A 19,194-nucleotide genomic window follows, 5' to 3' on the forward strand; every position below is an offset into this window, starting at 1 on the left:
GCGCCTCGGGGTTCGGGCGAGCAGTGCATCCGACAGCAAGTGCTGTCTGAATTTTGCTGCAATCTCTTGCGGTCAGGAAGTTACCTGGGCATGACAGGTACGTAAAGGGTCCGGACAGCGACGGCTGACCCGTGCTCCGCGGCGGTCGCCGGCGCCTGTCGGGGAATGCCGGACCGCGCCCGGCTGTTCCGGCGTTCATGACCTTCTTTGTGGACGTGACCGTGCGGGGCTACGAACTCGACACGCAGGGCCATCTGAACCAGGCCGTCTACCTCCAGTACGCGGAGCACGCGCGCTGGGAGCTGCTGCGGGCCGCCGGACTGTCCCAGGAGAAGCTGCTGGCCGACGGGGTCGGACCCGTCGCGCTCGAGGTCACGGTGAAGTTCCTGAAGGAGCTGCGGGGCGGCGAGCGGGTGCGGGTGTCCTGCCGGTTCGACTACGGGAAGGGCAAGACCTTCACGGTCGCGCAGCGGATCCTCAAGGAGGACGGCACGGTGGCGGCGGACATCACCGGTGTCGCGGGCATCCTCGACCTGTCGTCCCGCAGGCTGATCCCTGATCCCGGCGGCCGCCTCGCCTCGCTGGCCAAGGACCCGGAGCTGCTGAGCGGCTGACGGGGGTTCAGGACCCGAATACGGGCCCTGCCCCGGGCCGTACTCCCTCGACCTCGTTTCCTTGACCTCGTGCTTGCCCGGATCCCTTCACCGGGCGTGGCCCTGGTGCGTAAAGTGCGAGCGGCTTCGGCGCCGTGCGCGCCCTGGCAGCCCCGGCCGCGCGGATGGCGCGACCGAGGGGCCGAGCACCGGGGGGTGACGGGGATGACGGACGCGGGGCGTGCGGACGGGACCGGGACAGTCGGGACCGGGACGGACAGCGGGGGGATCGCGCCGCTGGACCGGCGGGTGTTCGCCGTCGCGGGCGTCGTCTTCGCCCTGCTGATGGCGCTGTCCACGCGCTACGGCTTCCACCGCGACGAGCTGTACTTCCTCGACTCCGCCCGGCACCTCCAGGCGAGCTACGTCGATCAGCCGGCGCTGGCGCCGCTGCTCGCCCGGCTCTCACTGTCGTTGTTCGGCGTCTCGGAGGCGGGTCTGCGGCTGTGGCCCGCGCTGGCCGCCGCCGGGACGGTGGTCGTGGGCGGGCTGACCGCGCGGGAGTTCGGCGGCGCGCGGCGGGCGCAGCTGCTCGCCGCGCTCGCGACGGGCACCATGCCCGTGCTGCTGAGCAGCGGGCACGTTGCCAACACGACGTCCTACGAGGTGCTGGCGTGGGCGGCGATCGCGTTCACGGTCACACGGATCGGCCGTACCGGCGACACGCGGTGGTGGCTCGCCGCGGGAGCGCTGGTCGGTATCGGCGCGGAGTTCAATCACCTCGCGGCGATCTTCGGGGCCGTCCTGCTGGCCGTGGCCCTGCTCGGTCCGGCCCGCCGGACCCTGGCCGACCGCCGGCTGCTCGCGGGCGCGGCGATCGCCGTGCTGCTCGTGCTGCCCGATCTGTGGTGGCAGGCGCGGCACGGCTGGGCCATGTTCGAGATGACGCGGGCACTGAACGCGGAGCACGGTGGCCCGGGAAACATCGTCACCTGGATCGTGGGGCAGCTCAGCATGTCCTGTCTGGTGATGACGTTGTTGTGGGTGGCAGGCCTGAGGTTCCTGTGGCGGTCCGGCCGACCGCTGTGGCGGTGCCTGGCGATCACGTACGCCGTCCTGTTCGTGCTGTTCGCCGTGACGACCGGAGCCCAGGTGTACTACCTGGGCGGGCTGTACGTGTGCCTGCTGGCGGCGGGGGCGGTGGGACTCGACGACTGGCTGCACTCCCGCCCCGAACGGCTGCGCGCCCTGCTGGCCGGAACGGCCGTCTCGGCCACGCTGTCCGCCGTGATCGTGCTGCCGGTGCTGCCGTCCTCCGGCGTGGCCTGGACGTACGGCATCAGCGCGACGTCGGGGGAGACCCTGGGCTGGCCCCAACTGGTCGGCACCGTACAGCAGGTATGGACCGGGCTCCCGTCCGATCAGCGTGCGAACGCGGTGATCTTCGCGGCGGACTACAGCGAGGCCGGCGCCATCAACGAACTGGGCCGGAGCGCCGGACTGCCCACCGCTGCGGGCGCGCAGAACACCGACTGGTGGTGGGGCGCCGGCAACCCGGACGCCACGACCGTGGTGGCCGTCGCCCCCGGCCCCGCGTACGCCCCCGGGTACACCGCCCACCTGCGCCGGTACTTCCGGCACGTCCGCGTGGCCGCCACCCTCTCCGCCCCCGGCGGCGTGCACAACATCGAATCGGGAGGGCACGTCTACATCTGCACCGGCCCCCGCCGCCCCTGGGGGGCGATGTGGCCCGAGCTGCGCAACTACGCGTGACGGCTCCCCGCCGCCTCATTGCCCGGTCTCCTGGTGTGACCGGCGGCGAGCTACGACGGATCTCGTATTATGGGAGCCCCGGACGAAGCGACGATGCGGAGCCACCGTGACCCCTGCCAGTGCCACCGCCCCGGTCGTCGGCGCCCGTACGCTGGCCCACCCGGCACGTGACGAGATCAGGATCGAGTCGGTGCTGCACGCGCTCTCCGACCCGGTGCGGCTGTGCGTGGTACGTGAACTGGCCGCCGCCGACGAGGAACTCACCTGTTCCCGGTTCGATCTGCCGGTGACCAAGTCCACCAGCACGCACCACTTCCGCGTGCTGCGCGAGAGCGGCATCGTCCAGCAGATCTACCGGGGCACCGCCAAGATGAACGTCCTGCGCCGCGAGGACCTGGAGGCACTGTTCCCCGGACTGCTGGACCGCGTGCTGGAAGCCGCGAACAGGCAGGCGAACCGGCTCGGCGAGCGCTGACCGGTTCCGGCAGCCGGCCGGCTGCCCGCACCAGACGCTGGGCGGGCCCCTACACGAGGCCCTCGCCCCGGGCCGCGTCCATCAGTCCCGGCCAGTCCGGGATCTTCACGGGCCCGCGGCCGAGCGACCGTCCCAGGGCCGCCTCCGCCCGTTCGATCGACAGCCAGCCGTCCCACTCCACCGGCCGCAGTCCGTACGCCCGCAACGCGGCCACCGGATCCGGCGCGGCGGGGCGTCCGGCGAGCAGCGGGGCGTCCTCGGCCAAGGAGGCGACCGTCTCCTTGGCGCACGACCGGTTCGATCCGATGACCCCGGTCGGGCCGCGCTTGATCCACCCCGCGACGTACTGTCCGGGCGCCGGGACCCCGTCCCGCAGCACCCGTCCGGCCAGGTGCGGCACCGTCCCGTGCACCGGGTCGAAGGGCAGGCCGGGCAGCGGCATCCCCCGGTAGCCGACCGCCCGCAGGACGAGCTGGGCTTCGATCTCCTCGAACGTGCCGGTGTCCCGCACGCCGCCGCTGCCGTCCGGTGCCGTACGGGCGAACCGGACGCCGGCCACCCGCCCCCGGCGCTCAAGGAGTTCGACCGGGCGCAGGTAGAACCGCAGCCCGAGGGTCCGGGCCGGTGCGCGTCCGGCGGCCGAGGCGTCCGTGGCCCACCCGCGCAGCACGTCGAGGTTCCGCCGCACCATCGCCGGGAGCGCCGGGGCGCCCGGTGCCGTACCGGCGTACGCGGGGTCCAGGACGAGCTCCGCCGGGTCCACGACGATCCGTGCCCCGGGGAGCCCGCCGAGCTCGCGGAGCTCCTTGGTGGTGAACCTGGCCTGCGAGGGTCCCCGTCTGCCCGTCATGTGGATCTCCCGCACCAGGCTGCCGGCCAGGGCGCCGAGCGCGGGCTCCGGCACATCGGTCGGCCGCAGCTCCTCGGCGCCCCGGGCGAGGATCCGCGCCACGTCGACGGCGACATTGCCCACCCCGATCACCACCGCCGAACGGGCCCGGAGTGCGAAGCCGCGGGCTGCGGCATCGGGGTGAGCGCTGTACCAGGAGACGAAATCGGTCGCCGAGTGGCTGCCGGGCAGGTCCTCCCCGGGGATGCCCAGCGGGCGGTCCGTCGCCGCCCCGACGCAGTAGACCACCGCCTGGTACAGCCCGCCGAGCCGGTGCGGCGACACCCCGCCCAGGCCCACCGGTACATTGCCGACGAAGGTGACCCGGTCGTGCTCCAGGACGGTCCGCAGGCTCTGCTGGAGCGATTTGATCTTCTCGTGGTCCGGGGCGACGCCGTACCGCACCAAGCCGTACGGACAGGGCAGCCGGTCCAGGACGTGCACCCGCACATCGGGCAGCAGGGGGTGGGTGACCAGGGCCTGGGCGGCGTAGATCCCGCTGGGGCCGGAGCCGACGACGGCGATGCGTTGCACGGCGCACCTCTTCCCGGAGGGTGCCTCCAGCATCGCACCGGCGGGCCCGGCGGGGGGAGAGGTGCGCCGGTGTTTCGTCAGGAGGGGAGAGCGCGCATCCGGCTGATCTCGGTGGTCTGCTGAGCGATGACGTCGTCGGCCATCTCCTCGACCTGGATGTTGTTCCCCTGCGAGAGCACCTCGGTCGCCATGGTGACAGCGCCCTGGTGGTGGGTGATCATGCGCTTGAGGAACAGCCGGTCGAAGGCCCTGCCCTTCGCGGCCCGCAGCTTTCTGAGCTGCTCCGCGGTGGCCATGCCGGGCATCGCGCCGTGGTCGTGGCCGTCGGCCTGCTCCGTGCGGCCGTGGCGGCTGAGCCAGCCCCGCATCGCGCCGATCTCGGGCTGCTGGGCCGCGGTGATGCGCTCGGCGAGCCGCTTGACCGCTGCCGAGCCGGAGCGGGAGGGGACCAGGCGGGTCAGTACCAGCGCCTGGGAGTGGTGCTGGATCATCATCCGGACGTAGCGGACGTCGGCGGAATTGGGGGTGTCCGCCCCGGCGGCGGCCTTCGCGGCCTCGGAGGCCGAGAGCGTACGTGCCGGCTCGCCCGGCTTTCCGGGAGCCACCACCGAACCACCCCCGCCCGCCCGGCCCTTCGCACCGTCCTCACCGCCGCTCCCGTCGCAGCCGGCCGAGGTGAGCACGGCCGCGGTGACGGCGGCAGCGAGGGCGAATCCGCGGAGCCATCGGACCTGACGGCGAATCAACAAAGCGACCTCCGTTGAGACATGGTTGGTTTCGCTCTGTCCTAGCACGTCAACGCACAGCTGCGATCAGAAACTTTCATTACGTCTCTGTTGCCATCTGTTGATATGGCCATGGCAAGGACGATACTGCCGGAGTCCGTGAACCGGTCAACCACATTCGGATCCATGGGAGGACGCAGTGACCTCGTTGCACACCACCCCGGTGCGGCGCAGACGTCTGGGCGTGGCGGCGGCCGCCGCCGGGCTCTTCGCCACTCTGCTGATGGCCGGACCCGCGGCCGCGACACCCGGCCCAGGTGACTCGGCCACGACCCGAACCGAAGTCTCCACGCGCCAGGAGGCGGAGGCGACCGCCGCGATCCGGAGCGCTGGGATACCCGGCGTGGACGAGATCGTCCACAGCGGCAACATCACCCATCTCACCAACGTCCCGAAGGACGCGCTCCAGGGACTGAACACGGACCTGGCCTTCCAGGGGAAGTACGCCTTCGCCGGGAACTTCGACGGCTTCAGGATCTTCGACATCAGCAACCCGAAGAAGCCGAAGACGGTCGCCCAGGTCCTGTGCCCCGGATCGCAGAACGACATCTCCGTGTCCGGGAACCTGCTCTTCCTGTCGACCGACTCCTCACGCAGCGACAACTCGTGCGCGAGCACCACCCAGCCCGCCACGGAGAAGTCCTCCTGGGAGGGCATGAAGGTCTTCGACATCAGCGACAAGCGCAACCCGAAGTACGTCGCCGCCGTCGAGACCGCGTGCGGATCGCACACCCACACGATCATCCCCGAGCGCAAGAACGTCTACATCTACGTCTCCTCGTACTCGCCGAGCGAGACGTTCCCCGACTGCCGGCCGCCGCACGACGGGATCTCCATCATCAAGGTGCCGCGCCAGGCACCCGAGAAGTCCCGCGTCGTGAACTTCCCGGTGCTCTTCCCGGACGGCGGGAACCCGGGCGGGCCCACGAACCCGGGCGTGTCCAAGACCACCGGCTGCCACGACATCACCGTGCTGCCCTCCAAGGATCTGGCCGCCGGCGCGTGCATGGGCGACGGCCTGCTGTTCTCCATCAAGGACCCGGAGAACCCGAAGATCATCGACCGGGTGCAGGACAACGTGAACTTCGCGTTCTGGCACTCGGCGACGTTCAACCAGCGCGCCGACAAGGTCGTCTTCACCGATGAGCTCGGCGGCGGCGGCGCGGCCACCTGCAACGAGGAGATCGGCCCGAAGCGCGGCGCCGACGGCATCTACGACATCGTCGGCAAGGGTGACCACCGCAAGCTGGTCTTCCGCAGCTACTTCAAGATCGACCGCCCGCAGGCCGACACCGAGGTCTGCGTCGCCCACAACGGTTCGATCATCCCGGTCAAGGGCCGTGACCTGATGGTCCAGGCCTGGTACCAGGGCGGCGTGTCGGTGTGGGACTTCACCGACTCGTCCAGGCCGAAGGAGATCGGCTTCTTCGAGCGCGGTCCCGTCACGACGGACGAGGTCACCACGGCCGGTTCGTGGTCGGCGTACTACTACAACGGCTACATCTACTCCAACGACATCGAGAAGGGCTTCGACGTCCTGAGGATCGACGACCGGCGCACCGACCCCGCGAAGCGGGTGCGGACGGACGAGCTGAACGTCCAGACGCAGCCGGACTACTTCGACCGCTGAGCCGACGGCCGGACCGCCGCGTGGCGGGACGGCCCGCCCGCCCTGACTGCCACACGGTCCCGCCGGGGGTTCCTCACCCGGCGGGACCGGAGTGGAAGGGGGCCGCATCCCGCGGAGCCCGGTCCGCCGTGGTGTTTCAGGCCGCCTCGTACCGGTGCGCCCGCCCGCCCCGCCACTCCACCCACTCGGGGCTGTCCAGAATCCGCTCGGGGTCGTCGAGCCCCGCGCCCTCCAGGAACACGATCACATCGTGGTCGGAGTGCGCGAGGCCGAGTATCTGGACCCGCCCGTCGCGCTGGACGGTGACGCGTCGCCCGCCTGAGGGGGACGGACGGAAGATCACGATCGGGGGAGTGGTCATGCCTCCAGGGTGCGACGCGCCGCAGGCCGCCGCACAGCGAACCGGAAACCCGGCCCCGGGCAGATCAGGGAGGCGGGCGGAGGGCCGAACCGGGGCCGCCCCACCGGACAGCGCTCAGGCAGCGGACCGGTTGCCGCCGCCCGTGGCCGCGGCCCACTCGACCAGCAGCCGCTGGTACTGCTCCTCGTCCTCCGGGGACAGGCATCCGCCCGAGCGCTGCCACAGTTCGCGAATGTCTTCATTCACCACTGCGGCGGAACGCACGGAACCGGACGGGCACGGAGTCGGGGACATACCTACCAGGCTAAGGCCCCGATGTGACTATCGGACCCATTGGGCGCAAGGGACATCTCTCACATGTTCCTCAGGCAACCCCGGGCACCAATCCGAGCTCCCGCAGTCCGTAGGGCCGCTCGGCCAGCGGTGCGTGGTCCACGAACCGCACCTCGCAGCCCAGTGCGGCGGCTCCGGCGTCGGCGTGCCGGTCGTCACCGACCATCACCACATCCGTCGGATGCTGTCCGAGAAGTGTGCAGGCCGTGTGGAAGAGCTGTGCGTCCGGCTTGTGTGTGCCGTGCTCGAAGGACAGCACATACGCGTCCACGAAGGCGTCCAGGCCGTGTGCCCGGAAGACCGGCCGCAGATCCCACCCGATGTTGCTGACCACACCGATCCGGACGCCGCTGCCGGCCAGCCCGCCCAGCACCTCGGCCGCGTCCGGGTACGGGCACCAGGCCTCCGGGACCCGGTGCCGTTCGTACAGCGCGTCGTACAGCCCGGGATCCGGCAGCTCTACCTGGCGGGCCAGACCGGTGTACGCGGCCCGGTGACGCTGCGGGCTCTCGTCACGGGAGGCCCAGTCCTCCGCCAGGGCTTCCGGCACCCGCTGCGGTGAGGGCCCGCCCGGCAGCGCACAGGAGGTCTCCAGCTCCCGTGCATACCGGTCGAAGTCGGCCTCCTCCACGCTCACCCCTCGCTCCGCGAGGGCCGCGGCGAGCCAGGACCGGACGGACTCGATCCGGAACAGCGTCCCGGAGAAGTCGAAGAGCACACCCTTGATCGGCATGGCCCCGATCCTTGCCGATGCGGCGACGACGCCGCAAGGACGCCTGTTCAGACCCCTGGCGAAGGCCGTTCGCGCGACTCGTACCGTTCGAATCCCGCCACCGCGAACGCGACCAGCGCGGCTCCCAGCAGCCACCCGCCCAGCACATCGGACGGCCAGTGCACCCCCAGGTAGAGCCGGGTGACGCCGACCCCGAGCACCGAGACCCACGCCGCCGCCAGGGCCGCCCGCCACATCCGGGATCCGGCGCCCCGCCGGTGCAGCAGCCACAGCAGCAGTCCGCAGCTCACCACGGCCGTCATCGCGTGCCCGGAGGGGAACGCCGCGTAGTGGGCGGAGTCCACCGGGTCCGGCCACTGGGGACGCTCCCGGCCGACGGCGGCCTTGACCCCCTGCTGCGCCAGGCTGGAGAGCACGCTCGTCGCCGCCACCCAGCCCGCGAGCAGCCGGGCGCCGTGCCACCACAGGGCCGGCACGGCTACGGCGATGAGCGCGCGCATCGTCCAGGGATCCCACAGCCAGTCCGTCAGCACCCGGTTGACGTGGACGAGGCCGGGCTCGGTCACCGCCCGCCGGTGCAGCGCGTCGGCGACCGTGCGGTCCAGGCTCATCAACGGGGACCACCGCGCGGCGACCAGGGCCAGCAGTACCAGGAAGAGGGCCGCGCAGACGGTCCCGGTGCGCAGGGTCCGCCGCGAGGCGCGGATGCGGTCCGGACGGGAGAGGAGCGGGGAGCGGTGCATGGAGGGATCCTCGCCGACACGAGGCACGTGGGGCCATTCCCGTGCTCCGGTCCCGGAAGGTGTGTCCCGCCGGGCCGGGGTGCCGCGCGGCTACCCCAGGGCGCTGATCGCCGGAACGAGCGCGACCAGCAGCGGAATCGCCGGCACGAGCGCGGCCGCCGCGGTCAGCCGCAGCCGGCGCCCCGCGGTGAGCCGCCCCGCAGGCGCCAGCAGTCGGTTGACCCGGAGCGGCACCTGCGCGTCCGGCGACGGGGACGGGCCGAACACGCCCCGGTCCTCGTTGAGTTCGACCAGCGCCAGGGCGATCGTCAGCCGGCCGAAGCGGCGTGACGCCACATCGTCGGCGGCCAGCTCGACGAGCCGGTGCATCTCACCGCGGAACGCCGCGAACACCGGCACCTGCGGAAACCCGGACGCCAGCGCGGAGGAGCAGTTCAGCAGCCAGTCGTGGCGGGCCTTCGCGTGCCCCTGCTCGTGCGCGAGCACCGCATCCAGCTGACGGCCCTTCAGCCGCCCCAGCGCCGCGGTGGTGATGACCAGTTGGGGTGCCGAACCCGGCAGCCACCAGGCGTCGGGGCGTTCCCCCTCCAGTACCACCAGCCGTTCGCTGCCGGGCTCCTCGCCGGGCATCAGCGGGGAACGCACCAGGAGTTCGGCACGCCGCTGCCTGCGCCGCCGCTGCGCCCGGCGGATCTCCCGGGTCAGCATCGCGGCCGTCCACACACCGCCCAGTGCCAGCAGCACCGCCATCACCGCCGACCAGGGCCCGTACGCGGCAAGGGCGTAGGCGTCGACCACGGCGTGCGGCGCGGGCGCGAAGACATGGCCGCGCACCGCCTGCCAGGCCGCGGCCGCGCTGAACGTCATGGACAGGGCGAAGGAGAGCAGCACACCGGCCACCACGCACTGCCACACCCACAGCGCCACGACGGGCTCGCGCTCCGGCCACTCGGCCCGCGCCATCAGCCGCGGGGTCACGACGGCGGCCAGTGCACCGAGCAGCAGCAGCGCGAGGGAGACCAACATGGCGTCACCTTATGAGGGGCACGGCACACACGGGTATGGCTGCGCTCGCCAAGTGACGTACGCCACGGTTTGACGGGCCCGCTGTCTCACAGGGTGAGCAGCATCGCGAACATCGATATCCCCATGGTCAGACGGCAGGCCAGCGCCAGCTCCGGCCTGTTCGCCCAGCCCGCCGACGGCGTTCCGCCCGCCACGATCCCGCCACCGGTCGTCGTCGCGGCCACCGGGATCAGCCGGGCGCCCGAACGCAGGACGTAGGCGGCGTAGTAGGCGAGGAGCAGCCCGGTCAGCAGGGGGGCGCCCCCGGCCGCGGCCATGGTGTGCGATCCGTGACCGCCGTGCGCCGCTCCGCCGGGACCCGCCATCACGACGGCCATGTAGACCATCGCCGACGAGCCGACCAGATGGTGCAGATGGTGACCGCTGCGGCGGGAGAACCAGAGGGCGCGCAGCGCGGCGACCCCGAACAGCGCCGCGTACACGGCCCATCCCCACGTGGGCGGGGCGACGACGGCCGCGGGCACCGCCATGGCGGCCATGCCGAAGCCCATCAGCGCCTCCGCACGCGCCGTCCTGCGCTCCTCCGCGGTCTCGCCGCGGGTACGCAGCAGGCAGTACGCGCCCGTCAGCGCGCACAACGCCATCAGCAGCCAGCCGGACACCGCCGGTCCATGCACAGCAGACCTCCCCCGGGCGAACGACATCGCCGTCGCCTAGTCGATGCCCGGGGCCGGACGTCTGTACGCGGCGCACTGGAGTACTGGGGGAGCGCGCGGCGGGGGTGTATGGCGGTCCGCGGGGTGCGAGCGGCCCGGATGTCAGGGCCGGAAGCGCAGCGGATGGTCCTCGGGCACCTCGACGACGGCGATGCGGACCCCGTCCGGATCGGAGATCCACATCTCGTCGAGCCCCCAGGGCTCACGCCTCGGCGCCCTCAGCACCTCCACACCGAGGGCCGACACCTCCTCGTACGCCGCTCGCACATCGGCCACCTGGAGCCACAGCAGCAGCCCGGGAGCCGGTGGCGCGTCAGCGCGGCCGGACACCTCCAGGAAGCCGCCGCCCAGGAAGTAGACCGTCCCCCGCTCGGGACCGGTGCCGAACTCCCGGTAGACGGGCAGCCCCAGCGACTCCCCGTAGAAGACACGTGACCGTTCGGGATCCGTGGGGTGCAACAGGATCCGGCTGCTCAGCACATGAACCATGGTCCGGAGCGTAGGCCGTGTCCGGAGAGCTACGCTGCTGCGGCACGGCCACAGCAGAGAATCGGAGAGCCCCCTCATGGAAACCGCCCCGCCCCGGGATTCGGAAGAGCTGACCTTCCGCGACGCGACCGACGCGGATGTCCCCGCACTCGTGGAGCTCATCCAGTCCGCGTACCGCGGTGACTCCAGCCGCGCGGGATGGACCACGGAGGCGGACATCCTGCAGGGCCGGCGGACCGACCCGCAGGGAGTCCGCGCGGTGGTGGAGGCCCCCGGCAGCAGGATGCTCGTGGTGGAGCGCGACGGTGTACCGGTCGCCTGCTGCCAGCTCGAGCACCGGGGTGAGGCCGCCTACTTCGGAATGTTCGCGGTCCGCCCCTCGCTCCAGGGCGGGGGCCTGGGCAAGGTGATCATCGCCGAGGCCGAGCGCACCGTCAGGGAGAGCTGGGGCGCGCGGGAGATGCACATGACCGTGATCTCGGTCCGGGAAGATCTGATCGCCTGGTACGAGCGGCGCGGCTACCGCCGTACGGGAAGGATGAGCCCGTTCCCGTACGGCGACGAGCGCTTCGGTATCCCGCAGCGCGACGATCTCGCCTTCGAACTGCTGGTCAAGGACCTGCCGACGGGCTGAGGAGCGGCTACGCGGTGAACCGGCCCGCGCGGCGGATCTCCGGGAAGTCGGTGGTCGCGCCGTCGAGCCCGAGCCCCCGGGCGAGCCGCAGGTGGTCCTGGGTGTTGACCACCCAGCCGACCACCGTCAGTCCCTCCGCGTGCGCCTTCTCGACCAGCTCCAGGGTGATGCGCCGGACGTTGAGCACCAGCCGGGTGGCGCCCACCGCCTTCGCGCGGTCCACCAGGTCGCCGCCCCAGCGGCTGGCGACGAGCGCCGTGCGCACCCCGGGCACCAGCTGCGCGATCTCGGCGATGGCCTCGTCGTGGAACGAGATCACCTCGACCCGGTCGACGAGATCGCGCCGCCGCATCACCTCCGCCAGCGTACGGGCGGCGGCCACGTCCTTGATCTCCGCCTGCAACGGGGATGCCACGGCGTCGAGGACCTCCTCGAAGACCGGTACCCGCTCGCCCCGGCCGGCGTCGAGTTCACGCAGCTCGGTCAGGGTCTTCTCCGCGATCGGGCCCTTGCCGTCGGTCGTACGGTCCACTTCGGCGTCGTGCATGACGGCGAGGGCGCCGTCCTTGCTCAGGTGGAGGTCCAGTTCGATGAGGTCCATCCCGGCCTGCTCGGCATGGACGAACGAACGCAGGGTGTTCTCCGGTTCGACACCCATCACCCCGCGGTGACCGATGGTGAGAAAAGACAAGGCACTCTCGCTTCCGTCGACGGCGTCTCCCCGTGTGCTGCTCCTACCCACGCGGCACCACGGCATGACCGCGATTCGACACCCTGGTGTCCCGTCGCGGCGAGCGGCGCGGCCGGGCGGGCGAGCGGGGCGCCGTGCCCCTGGACATCGGCTGCGCCGAGCAGGAACCCGGTGATGACGGCTGCGACCAGGACGGCACGGATGCTCACGCTGCGGTTCTCCGGAGGGGTACGGGAAGGGCTGACGCCGTCCGTCCTATCGGCCGTGGCCCGCGCCCCGCGAGCTGTGTCACTCGTGTGTGGGCGTGTCTCGCACGGGGTTGCCGGGCGGCCGCGCGAAGCCCGGCCACTCCCAGCCCCTCCGGGGCCCCCATGACCGGCAGCCCAATGAAGCGACTGCCACACCGTTCCACGACAGGAAAAAACGCGGTGACCATGGGGTCGGACAGGATAATTTCCAGGGCTCCACTTGTCTCGGAGAACCGCAGACGGATACGGTTACTTGACGCGAGGTTCTCCTGTGGAGGAAGTGTTATGACGGAAATTCTTATGCACGACGCCGCAGCCGACGGCATAACTGCCGCTCAGCGGGTGATCGAGCACCCGGCCTGGCCCGCGCTCAAGGCTGCCGTGGAGGAGATCCGTCCCTGGCAGTCGAAGGACGGCTCCATCGACTTCGACGCCGAGGGAGCACCCGCCCCTGCGGTCGCCGGGGCGACGCTGGACCGGGTGACCGCCGCGGTCGAGCAGCTCTCCCCGCTGCTCCCGCACGACGCCGCCTACCACCGGGCCCTCGTCGCGGACCTGCGCCGCTGGGCGGCCGACGGCTTCGGTGTCCCGGACTTCCTCGACTCGCTGCTCGCCTTCCAGCCGGCCAAGGAGCGCGCCGACGGGCTCCAGCACCTGGTCGTCTTCGCGATGTACACGCAGAACGGCAACCCCGACCGCAACCTCGAAGCGGTCGTGCTCCGGATGGTCTGGCCCGAGTGGCTCGCCGACCTGGAGGCGACCCGTTACGACAACCCGCTGTTCTGCGGGATCACCTTCGAGGACTTCACCTCCGGGTACGACACCAACTCCGCGGTGCTCTTCCCGGAGACCATCGCTGTGCGCGAGGCCCCCGAGCGCTTCAGCTGGGGCGGCATCTTCTGCGACCGCGAGGCCGCCCGCTTCCGCCGGGTCACCGAGGCGTCCGTCGAGCTCCTCGGCGTCGAGCTGCCCGACGACATCCGCGAAATGGTCGGCGACCAGCAGCGCTGCGAGCAGGCCTTCGTGCTCTGGGACATGGTTCACGACCGCACCCACAGCCACGGTGACCTGCCGTTCGACCCGTTCATGATCAAGCAGCGCCAGCCGTTCTGGATGTACGGCCTCGAGGAGCTGCGCTGCGACCTCACCGCCTTCCGGGAGGCCGTGAAGCTGGAGGCCGACGGCTTCGGCCAGGGCCGCGACGTCCAGTACGCCGTGCTGTTCGACCGGATGTTCCGCTTCCCGGTCACCGGCGAGCGCGTCCGCAACTACGACGGTCTCGGCGGCCAGCTCCTCTTCGCCTACCTCCACAAGCACGATGTCGTGCGCTGGACCGACAACACCCTGAAGATCGACTGGGAGCTGGCCCCGCAGATCACCAACCAGCTCTGCGGCGAGATCGAGAAGCTCTACCGCGACGGCATCGACCGCCCCAAGCTCGTCCACTGGTTCGCCGCGTACGACCTGGTCGCCGAGTATCTGGCGCCGCACCCCGGCTCCCGCTGGGCCAAGGGCCCCGACGCCCTGGACCTCTCCCAGCCGCCCCGCAAACTCGTCGACGACGTGCTTCCGGACGAGTTTCCCCTCAGCATGTTCTATGAGGCGCTCTCCAAGAAACTGAAGAACGTGATCGCCTCCACCAAGGGGATCACCGCCGCGGACGCCGGGCAGGCGGCCGCGTGAGCGCACGGAGCGAGGAGACGGTGACCATGAACGGAAACGGCAGGAGCAGCGGGAGCGGAGCGCTCGAAGGGGCCGTGGTCGCCGTGGCGGGGGCGGCCGGACCGGCCGGCCGGGCCACGCTCCTCCGGCTCGCGGAGGCGGGCGCGATCGTCGTCGCCTCGGACGCGAACGCCGCACGGCTCGCCGAAGCGGTCGACGCGGCCCGCTACGCCCACGGCGGCGCCACCGTCACCGGGGACACCGTGGACCTGCTCGACCTCGGCGCCGCCCATGAGTGGGCCGACAGGACGGAGAAGGAGTTCGGCCGGATCGACGGGCTCGTCCACCTCGTGGGCGGCTGGCGCGGAAGCGCCGGCTTCGCCGAGACGGACCTCGCCGACTGGACGCTGCTGGAGAAACTGCTGATCCGGACCGTCCAGCACACCTCGCTGGCCTTCCAGGGCGGTCTGCAGCGCAGCGACCGCGGCCGCTACCTGCTGATCAGTGCGGCCGGCGCGAGCAAGCCCACCGCGGGCAACGCCGCGTACGCCGCGTCGAAGGCGGCGGCGGAGGCCTGGACCCTCGCGCTCGCCGACGCCTTCCGCAAGGCGGGGGGCGAGGACGCGTCCCGGAGCGCGGCTGCGATCCTGGTCGTGAAGGCACTGGTGCACGACGCGATGCGCGCCGAGCGCCCGAATGCGAAGTTCGCGGGCTTCACCGACGTCAAGGAGCTGGCCGATGCCATCGCCGGCGTCTGGGACCGGCCTGCCCCGGAAGTGAACGGAAAGCGCCTGTGGCTGACCCCGCAACCGTAAGGACCGACGCGCGTCGTCATCACGACCCGCAGGTACGCGGCTTCGCCAGTGACAACTACGCGGGAACCCACCCGGAGATCCTGGCGGCCCTCGCCCTCGCCAACGGCGGACACCAGATCGCCTACGGCGAGGACGAGTACACCGGTCATCTCCAGCGCGTGATGCACAGCCACTTCGGCCCCACCGCCGAAGCCTTTCCCGTGTTCAACGGAACCGGCGCCAACGTGGTCTCGCTCCAGGCGATGACCGACCGCTGGGGCGCCGTCATCTGCGCGGAGTCCGCCCACATCAACGTGGACGAGGGCGGCGCCCCGGAGCGGGTCGGCGGCCTCAAGCTGCTCACGGTGCCCACCGAGGACGGCAAGCTCACACCCGAGCTCATCGACCGGCAGGCGTACGGCTGGGACGACGAGCACCGCGCCATGCCGCAGGTCGTCTCGATCACCCAGAACACCGAGCTCGGCACCGTCTACACCCCCGGCGAGATCCGCGCCATCTGCGAGCACGCCCACGGGCACGGCATGAAGGTCCACCTCGACGGGGCACGGATAGCCAATGCCGCGGCCTCCCTGGACGTACCGATGCGCACCTTCACCAACACCGTGGGTGTCGACGTCCTCTCCTTCGGCGGCACGAAGAACGGGGCGATCTTCGGCGAGGCCGTCGTGGTCCTGAACCCCGATGCCGTCCGCGCCATGAAGCATCTGCGCAAGCTGTCGATGCAGCTCGCGTCCAAGATGCGATTCGTCTCCGTGCAACTGGAGGCCCTGCTCGCCGGCGACCTCTGGCTGCGCAACGCCCGGCACGCCAACGCCATGGCGCAGCGACTCGCCGAGGGGGTCCGCGCGGTGGACGGTGTGGAGATCCTCCACGCCGTCCAGGCCAACGCCGTCTTCGCACGACTGCCGCACGCGGTGAGCGAGCGGCTTCAGAAGCGCTTCCGCTTCTACTTCTGGGACGAGAAGGCCGGGGACGTCCGCTGGATGTGCGCCTTCGACACCACGGAGGACGATGTCGACGCGTTCGTCCTCGCGCTCAAGGAAGAGATGGCGGCTCAGTAACCCCACTGCATGAGTATGCGGTCGACCGGAAAGTCATTGACTCTGGTCGGCCGCATACCTACGCTCGGCGGCCATGGAGCTGATTCAGCAGGTCCCCGGAACCTCTGCGTACCTCGCTGCCGACGAGGCGATCGACCACGGACATCCGCTGGTCCGGGAGACGGCCGCGCACCTGCGTTCCGTCACCGAAGACGCATACACATACGCGGCTGCCGCCTTCGACTTCGTACGTGACGGCATCACGCACTCCGCTGACTCCGGGGACATGCGAGTCACCTGGCGCGCCTCGGACGTCCTGGCGACCCGCAACGGCATCTGCCACGCCAAATCCCACGCCCTGGCCGCCCTGCTGCGCGCGGAGGGCATCCCGGCAGCCCTCTGCTACCAGCGGCTCGCCGACGACAACGGGGACCCGGGACCCGTGCACGGCCTGATCGCGCTGCGCCTTCCCGGCCGGGACCGCTGGGACCGTCAGGACCCGAGGGGCAACCGGCCGGGCGTCGACGCGCGGTTCTCACTGGATGAGGAGCGCCTGGCCTGGCCCGTCCGGCCGGAGTTCGACGAAATGGACTACCCGGAGCTCTACGCGGCACCCCACCCGCTGGTTCTGCGCGGCCTGCGGGCCGCAGCCGACCGCGCCCAGCTCTGGCGCACGCTTCCGGCGGCACTCTGATCCGTGAGCGGCGCGCAGGCGGGGAACCCCGGCCGGAGTGACGTTTCAGCCGTGGTCACGATCCGGTCGCTGTCAGCCCCGCTCGCGGACCTCGGCGGGTGTCGGAGCCGTACCGCCGAGGTGGGCGGGCACCCACCAGGTGTCGCTCGCGTCCCTCGGACGCACCGGGTAGGCGCGCTGAGCGGCTTCGAGGAGCTCCTGCACCCGCTCCCGCAGCCGGCGGGTGATCGCGCCCGCGTACTGGTCGGTGGGGGCCTCCACCGGCTCGCCGACGCGGATCGTCACCGGGATGTGGCTGCGCCTGAAGTTGCGCGGGCGGCCCTTGGTCCACAGCCGCTGGGTTCCCCACAGTGCCATCGGGATCAGCGGCACCCCGGCCTCCTGGGCCAGCCGGGCGGCACCCGACTTGAAGTTCTTCAGCGTGAAGGACTCAGAGATCGTCGCCTCGGGGAACACGCCGACGATCTCGCCCGAGCGCAGTGAGGCGAGGGCGTGCGCGTACGCGTCCTCGCCCTGCTTGCGGTCGACGGGAATGTGCTTCATGCCGCGCATCAGCGGTCCGGAGACCCTGTGCCGGAAGACCGATTCCTTTGCCATGAAGCGCACGAGCCGCTTCTGCGGCAGCGTCGCGAGCCCAGTGAAGATGAAGTCCAGATAGCTGATGTGATTGCTGACCAGAACCGCGCCACCAGTCTTCGGGATGTGCTCCGAACCCTGGGTGTCGATCTTCAGGTCGAGCGCCTTGAAAAACGTACGAGCGGCGCCGATGACCGGCCGATAGACGAGTTCTGCCATCTGGGGGAGACCCTTCTTCAGCGCCTGGGGAGGGTTCTCCCGGCGGAAGTTACGCAGCCGTAGGTTTTCGGCATTGGGCCGATCGTGCCCCATGCGCGTCGCGCTGGCCAGTCTCGGCGGGCGCGGGGCGCGAGATTCTCGTCACGTGGAACAACCGGGAATGTCCCGGCGGACGCGGACGCTGACTCTTTGGGCAGAGCTCTGACAGGAGGCCGGAAGTGGACGGGCAGGCACAGGTGGACAGGCTGGATATCGCCCAACTCGGCGTGGAACTGGGGGAGCGGGCGACTCTCGTCCAGTTCTCCAGCGCGTTCTGCCAGCCCTGCCGGGCGACCCGGCGCACGCTCGACGAGGTGGTGGCCATGGTCGACGGCGTCGTCCACGTGGAGATCGACGCCGAGGCGCATCTCACTCTCGTGCGCGCGCTCGACATCAGCAGAACGCCGACCGTTCTGGTGCTCGACGCCTCGGGCCGGATCGTCCGACGGGCTGTCGGGCAGCCACGCACCGTCGATGTCGTGGCCGCGCTGGGGCGGGCGATATGACGGACCGTGACGCATCTCCCACCTTGTGGGACGGTCTTGACTGCACCCACCATGCATCGTCAGTCTGACGCTATGCCGCCAGTAATCCTTCTCTACGGCCGGGTCCACGTCGACCTCGCCCGCTGTGCGAGTGCGCGCTGTCCGGATGCCTGAGCATCCACGGCCCCGTACCCCGACGCGCAGAAGGACGGCATCTCCCATGACGGCATCACCCGAGCTCGGCAACGCCCGGACGGCATCCCCGGACCTCCTCCGCTCCGTGTTCCGGCAGCACGCGGCCGGAGTCGCCGTGATCACCGCCGCCGGTGACCGGCCGGTCGGCTTCACGGCCACCTCCCTCAACTCCGTGGCCGCCGAGCCACCCCTCATCTCCTTCGGCGTGGGTACTTCGTCCTCCAGCTGGCCGGTCGTCGCGGAGGCGGAGCACATCGGAGTCCACATACTCGGCGAACACCAGCAGGAACTGGCCGCCACCTTCGCCCGCAGCGGTGCCGACCGTTTCGGGCCGTCCACCTATTGGCGCAGCGGGCCGGAAGGCGTCCCGGTGCTCGACGGCGTGCTGGCGTGGCTGGTCTGCCGGGTCGTGGCGCGGATCCCGGCGGGGGACCACCGGATCGTGATCGCCCAGGCGGTGGTCGGGGACCCGGCCGGCTCCGGGCGGCCGCTGGTCTACCACCAGGGACGGTTCACCGCTCTGCGAGACTGAGGACGCCTTGGGGGCGCGGGGCGGGGCGGCGTCGGGCAGATCACAGTTCAGAGCGCTTGCCCATGGGGCAGGTACTGGGTGTACTGGCGAGTAATATTACGGTCGGAGCGTCGGTCGCCCCGACCGGAAATCGCCCCATCAGGCGCCTATGCTGCGTGCAACAAGGCAGCCCGGAAATGACGATGCAGTAGGAGAGCCGGCGTGAGCTTGAGGATCGTTGTCTGTGTGAAGTACGTGCCCGACGCGACCGGTGACCGGCATTTCGCCGATGACCTGACGTTGGA

22 protein-coding genes and 1 pseudogene are annotated in these 19,194 nt (G+C 70.9%); 12 read left to right on the forward strand and 11 right to left on the reverse strand.

Features of this window, described 5'->3' with window-relative positions; genetic code table 11:
* Positions 1-197 precede the first annotated feature (197 nt).
* The 3 genes from ACIO3R_RS38260 to ACIO3R_RS38270 all read left to right on the forward strand — a co-directional run bounded on the left by ACIO3R_RS38260 (position 198) and on the right by ACIO3R_RS38270 (position 2,841).
* Complete coding sequence (locus tag ACIO3R_RS38260) at positions 198-614, forward strand: acyl-CoA thioesterase (RefSeq protein WP_402111676.1); 417 nt, start codon at positions 198-200, stop codon at positions 612-614.
* A gap of 204 nt (positions 615-818) precedes the next feature.
* Positions 819-2,366, forward strand: a complete 1,548-nt coding sequence (locus ACIO3R_RS38265) for an ArnT family glycosyltransferase (RefSeq protein ID WP_402111678.1) — start codon at positions 819-821, stop codon at positions 2,364-2,366.
* 106 nt (positions 2,367-2,472) lie between these two features.
* Positions 2,473-2,841 carry an ArsR/SmtB family transcription factor gene (locus ACIO3R_RS38270; protein WP_385354654.1) on the forward strand — a complete coding sequence of 123 codons (369 nt, stop codon included), beginning with the start codon at positions 2,473-2,475 and terminating at the stop codon, positions 2,839-2,841.
* 49 nt (positions 2,842-2,890) lie between these two features.
* Here ACIO3R_RS38270 and ACIO3R_RS38275 read toward each other — a convergent pair whose 3' ends face one another.
* On the reverse strand, positions 2,891-4,264 hold the full coding sequence (locus ACIO3R_RS38275; RefSeq protein ID WP_385035086.1) for an FAD-dependent oxidoreductase: 1,374 nt from the start codon (positions 4,262-4,264) through the stop codon (positions 2,891-2,893).
* A 77-nt stretch (positions 4,265-4,341) separates the two neighbouring features.
* A complete protein-coding gene (locus tag ACIO3R_RS38280; protein ID WP_402111681.1) occupies positions 4,342-5,013 on the reverse strand; it encodes a DUF305 domain-containing protein in 672 nt (223 codons plus the stop codon).
* A 175-nt stretch (positions 5,014-5,188) separates the two neighbouring features.
* Between ACIO3R_RS38280 and ACIO3R_RS38285 the strand changes: the two genes are divergently transcribed.
* Positions 5,189-6,679 (forward strand): LVIVD repeat-containing protein, encoded by a 1,491-nt coding sequence (locus ACIO3R_RS38285; RefSeq protein ID WP_402111683.1) that lies wholly within the window; start codon positions 5,189-5,191, stop codon positions 6,677-6,679.
* A 136-nt stretch (positions 6,680-6,815) separates the two neighbouring features.
* Here ACIO3R_RS38285 and ACIO3R_RS38290 read toward each other — a convergent pair whose 3' ends face one another.
* From ACIO3R_RS38290 to ACIO3R_RS38320, 7 genes are all read right to left on the reverse strand, one after another.
* Entirely contained in the window at positions 6,816-7,040 is a 225-nt protein-coding gene (locus ACIO3R_RS38290) for a hypothetical protein (RefSeq protein ID WP_385035080.1), read from the reverse strand.
* A 114-nt stretch (positions 7,041-7,154) separates the two neighbouring features.
* Positions 7,155-7,334, reverse strand: coding sequence for a hypothetical protein (locus ACIO3R_RS38295; RefSeq protein ID WP_385035078.1), 180 nt, complete (start codon positions 7,332-7,334; stop codon positions 7,155-7,157).
* Between the two features lie 70 nt (positions 7,335-7,404).
* A complete protein-coding gene (locus ACIO3R_RS38300) occupies positions 7,405-8,106 on the reverse strand; it encodes an HAD family hydrolase (protein ID WP_402111685.1) in 702 nt (233 codons plus the stop codon).
* A gap of 47 nt (positions 8,107-8,153) precedes the next feature.
* On the reverse strand, positions 8,154-8,849 hold the full coding sequence (locus ACIO3R_RS38305) for a phosphatase PAP2 family protein (RefSeq protein ID WP_402111687.1): 696 nt from the start codon (positions 8,847-8,849) through the stop codon (positions 8,154-8,156).
* A gap of 90 nt (positions 8,850-8,939) precedes the next feature.
* Complete coding sequence (locus ACIO3R_RS38310; protein ID WP_385035072.1) at positions 8,940-9,875, reverse strand: M56 family metallopeptidase; 936 nt, start codon at positions 9,873-9,875, stop codon at positions 8,940-8,942.
* A gap of 86 nt (positions 9,876-9,961) precedes the next feature.
* On the reverse strand, positions 9,962-10,552 hold the full coding sequence (locus ACIO3R_RS38315) for a DUF5134 domain-containing protein (RefSeq protein ID WP_402111688.1): 591 nt from the start codon (positions 10,550-10,552) through the stop codon (positions 9,962-9,964).
* A gap of 141 nt (positions 10,553-10,693) precedes the next feature.
* Entirely contained in the window at positions 10,694-11,080 is a 387-nt protein-coding gene (locus tag ACIO3R_RS38320) for a VOC family protein (protein ID WP_402111690.1), read from the reverse strand.
* Positions 11,081-11,156: 76 nt separating this feature from the next.
* On the opposite strand from ACIO3R_RS38320, the gene ACIO3R_RS38325 reads away from it, so the two are divergent.
* Positions 11,157-11,714 (forward strand): GNAT family N-acetyltransferase, encoded by a 558-nt coding sequence (locus tag ACIO3R_RS38325; protein WP_385035066.1) that lies wholly within the window; start codon positions 11,157-11,159, stop codon positions 11,712-11,714.
* A gap of 7 nt (positions 11,715-11,721) precedes the next feature.
* Here ACIO3R_RS38325 and ACIO3R_RS38330 read toward each other — a convergent pair whose 3' ends face one another.
* Complete coding sequence (locus ACIO3R_RS38330) at positions 11,722-12,405, reverse strand: glycerophosphodiester phosphodiesterase (RefSeq protein WP_385035064.1); 684 nt, start codon at positions 12,403-12,405, stop codon at positions 11,722-11,724.
* A gap of 533 nt (positions 12,406-12,938) precedes the next feature.
* Here ACIO3R_RS38330 and ACIO3R_RS38335 point away from each other — a divergent pair.
* The 4 genes from ACIO3R_RS38335 to ACIO3R_RS38350 all read left to right on the forward strand — a co-directional run bounded on the left by ACIO3R_RS38335 (position 12,939) and on the right by ACIO3R_RS38350 (position 16,864).
* Positions 12,939-14,336 carry a DUF6421 family protein gene (locus tag ACIO3R_RS38335; RefSeq protein WP_385035062.1) on the forward strand — a complete coding sequence of 466 codons (1,398 nt, stop codon included), beginning with the start codon at positions 12,939-12,941 and terminating at the stop codon, positions 14,334-14,336.
* A gap of 26 nt (positions 14,337-14,362) precedes the next feature.
* Positions 14,363-15,130 (forward strand): SDR family NAD(P)-dependent oxidoreductase, encoded by a 768-nt coding sequence (locus ACIO3R_RS38340; protein ID WP_385354680.1) that lies wholly within the window; start codon positions 14,363-14,365, stop codon positions 15,128-15,130.
* Positions 15,109-16,191, forward strand: coding sequence for a threonine aldolase family protein (locus ACIO3R_RS38345; protein WP_385035060.1), 1,083 nt, complete (start codon positions 15,109-15,111; stop codon positions 16,189-16,191). The genes ACIO3R_RS38340 and ACIO3R_RS38345 overlap by 22 nt, the downstream gene beginning before the upstream one ends.
* 73 nt (positions 16,192-16,264) lie before the next feature.
* On the forward strand, positions 16,265-16,864 hold the full coding sequence (locus ACIO3R_RS38350) for a transglutaminase family protein (RefSeq protein ID WP_402111693.1): 600 nt from the start codon (positions 16,265-16,267) through the stop codon (positions 16,862-16,864).
* A gap of 72 nt (positions 16,865-16,936) precedes the next feature.
* Here the strand turns inward: ACIO3R_RS38350 and ACIO3R_RS38355 are convergent, their stop codons facing one another.
* On the reverse strand, positions 16,937-17,659 hold the full coding sequence (locus tag ACIO3R_RS38355; RefSeq protein WP_363029897.1) for a lysophospholipid acyltransferase family protein: 723 nt from the start codon (positions 17,657-17,659) through the stop codon (positions 16,937-16,939).
* Positions 17,660-17,877: 218 nt separating this feature from the next.
* Between ACIO3R_RS38355 and ACIO3R_RS38360 the strand changes: the two genes are divergently transcribed.
* The 3 genes and pseudogenes from ACIO3R_RS38360 to ACIO3R_RS38370 form a co-directional block, all read left to right on the forward strand.
* On the forward strand, positions 17,878-18,204 hold the full coding sequence (locus ACIO3R_RS38360) for a TlpA family protein disulfide reductase (RefSeq protein WP_385035056.1): 327 nt from the start codon (positions 17,878-17,880) through the stop codon (positions 18,202-18,204).
* A 199-nt stretch (positions 18,205-18,403) separates the two neighbouring features.
* Positions 18,404-18,910 (forward strand): flavin reductase family protein, encoded by a 507-nt coding sequence (locus ACIO3R_RS38365; protein WP_123467481.1) that lies wholly within the window; start codon positions 18,404-18,406, stop codon positions 18,908-18,910.
* A 201-nt stretch (positions 18,911-19,111) separates the two neighbouring features.
* A pseudogene (locus ACIO3R_RS38370) lies at positions 19,112-19,194 on the forward strand (electron transfer flavoprotein subunit beta); the annotation flags it as partial.

It is taken from the genome of Streptomyces sp. NPDC087428, from assembly GCF_044744085.1.
Lineage (GTDB): Bacteria > Actinomycetota > Actinomycetes > Streptomycetales > Streptomycetaceae > Streptomyces.

Excerpts from the sequence above, each read along its gene's own strand:
- ACIO3R_RS38325 (WP_385035066.1), top strand. The coding sequence starts at position 11,157 with ATGGAAACCGCCCCGCCCCGGGATTCGGAAGAGCTGACCTTCCGCGAC.
- ACIO3R_RS38260 (WP_402111676.1), top strand. The coding sequence starts at position 198 with ATGACCTTCTTTGTGGACGTGACCGTGCGGGGCTACGAACTCGACACG.
- ACIO3R_RS38320 (WP_402111690.1), bottom strand. The coding sequence starts at position 11,080 with ATGGTTCATGTGCTGAGCAGCCGGATCCTGTTGCACCCCACGGATCCC.
- ACIO3R_RS38355 (WP_363029897.1), bottom strand. The coding sequence starts at position 17,659 with ATGGCAGAACTCGTCTATCGGCCGGTCATCGGCGCCGCTCGTACGTTT.
- ACIO3R_RS38365 (WP_123467481.1), top strand. The coding sequence starts at position 18,404 with ATGACGGCATCACCCGAGCTCGGCAACGCCCGGACGGCATCCCCGGAC.
- ACIO3R_RS38340 (WP_385354680.1), top strand. The coding sequence starts at position 14,363 with ATGAACGGAAACGGCAGGAGCAGCGGGAGCGGAGCGCTCGAAGGGGCC.
- ACIO3R_RS38305 (WP_402111687.1), bottom strand. The coding sequence starts at position 8,849 with ATGCACCGCTCCCCGCTCCTCTCCCGTCCGGACCGCATCCGCGCCTCG.
- ACIO3R_RS38290 (WP_385035080.1), bottom strand. The coding sequence starts at position 7,040 with ATGACCACTCCCCCGATCGTGATCTTCCGTCCGTCCCCCTCAGGCGGG.
- ACIO3R_RS38350 (WP_402111693.1), top strand. The coding sequence starts at position 16,265 with ATGGAGCTGATTCAGCAGGTCCCCGGAACCTCTGCGTACCTCGCTGCC.
- ACIO3R_RS38295 (WP_385035078.1), bottom strand. The coding sequence starts at position 7,334 with ATGTCCCCGACTCCGTGCCCGTCCGGTTCCGTGCGTTCCGCCGCAGTG.
- ACIO3R_RS38265 (WP_402111678.1), top strand. The coding sequence starts at position 819 with ATGACGGACGCGGGGCGTGCGGACGGGACCGGGACAGTCGGGACCGGG.
- ACIO3R_RS38300 (WP_402111685.1), bottom strand. The coding sequence starts at position 8,106 with ATGCCGATCAAGGGTGTGCTCTTCGACTTCTCCGGGACGCTGTTCCGG.
- ACIO3R_RS38335 (WP_385035062.1), top strand. The coding sequence starts at position 12,939 with ATGACGGAAATTCTTATGCACGACGCCGCAGCCGACGGCATAACTGCC.
- ACIO3R_RS38310 (WP_385035072.1), bottom strand. The coding sequence starts at position 9,875 with ATGTTGGTCTCCCTCGCGCTGCTGCTGCTCGGTGCACTGGCCGCCGTC.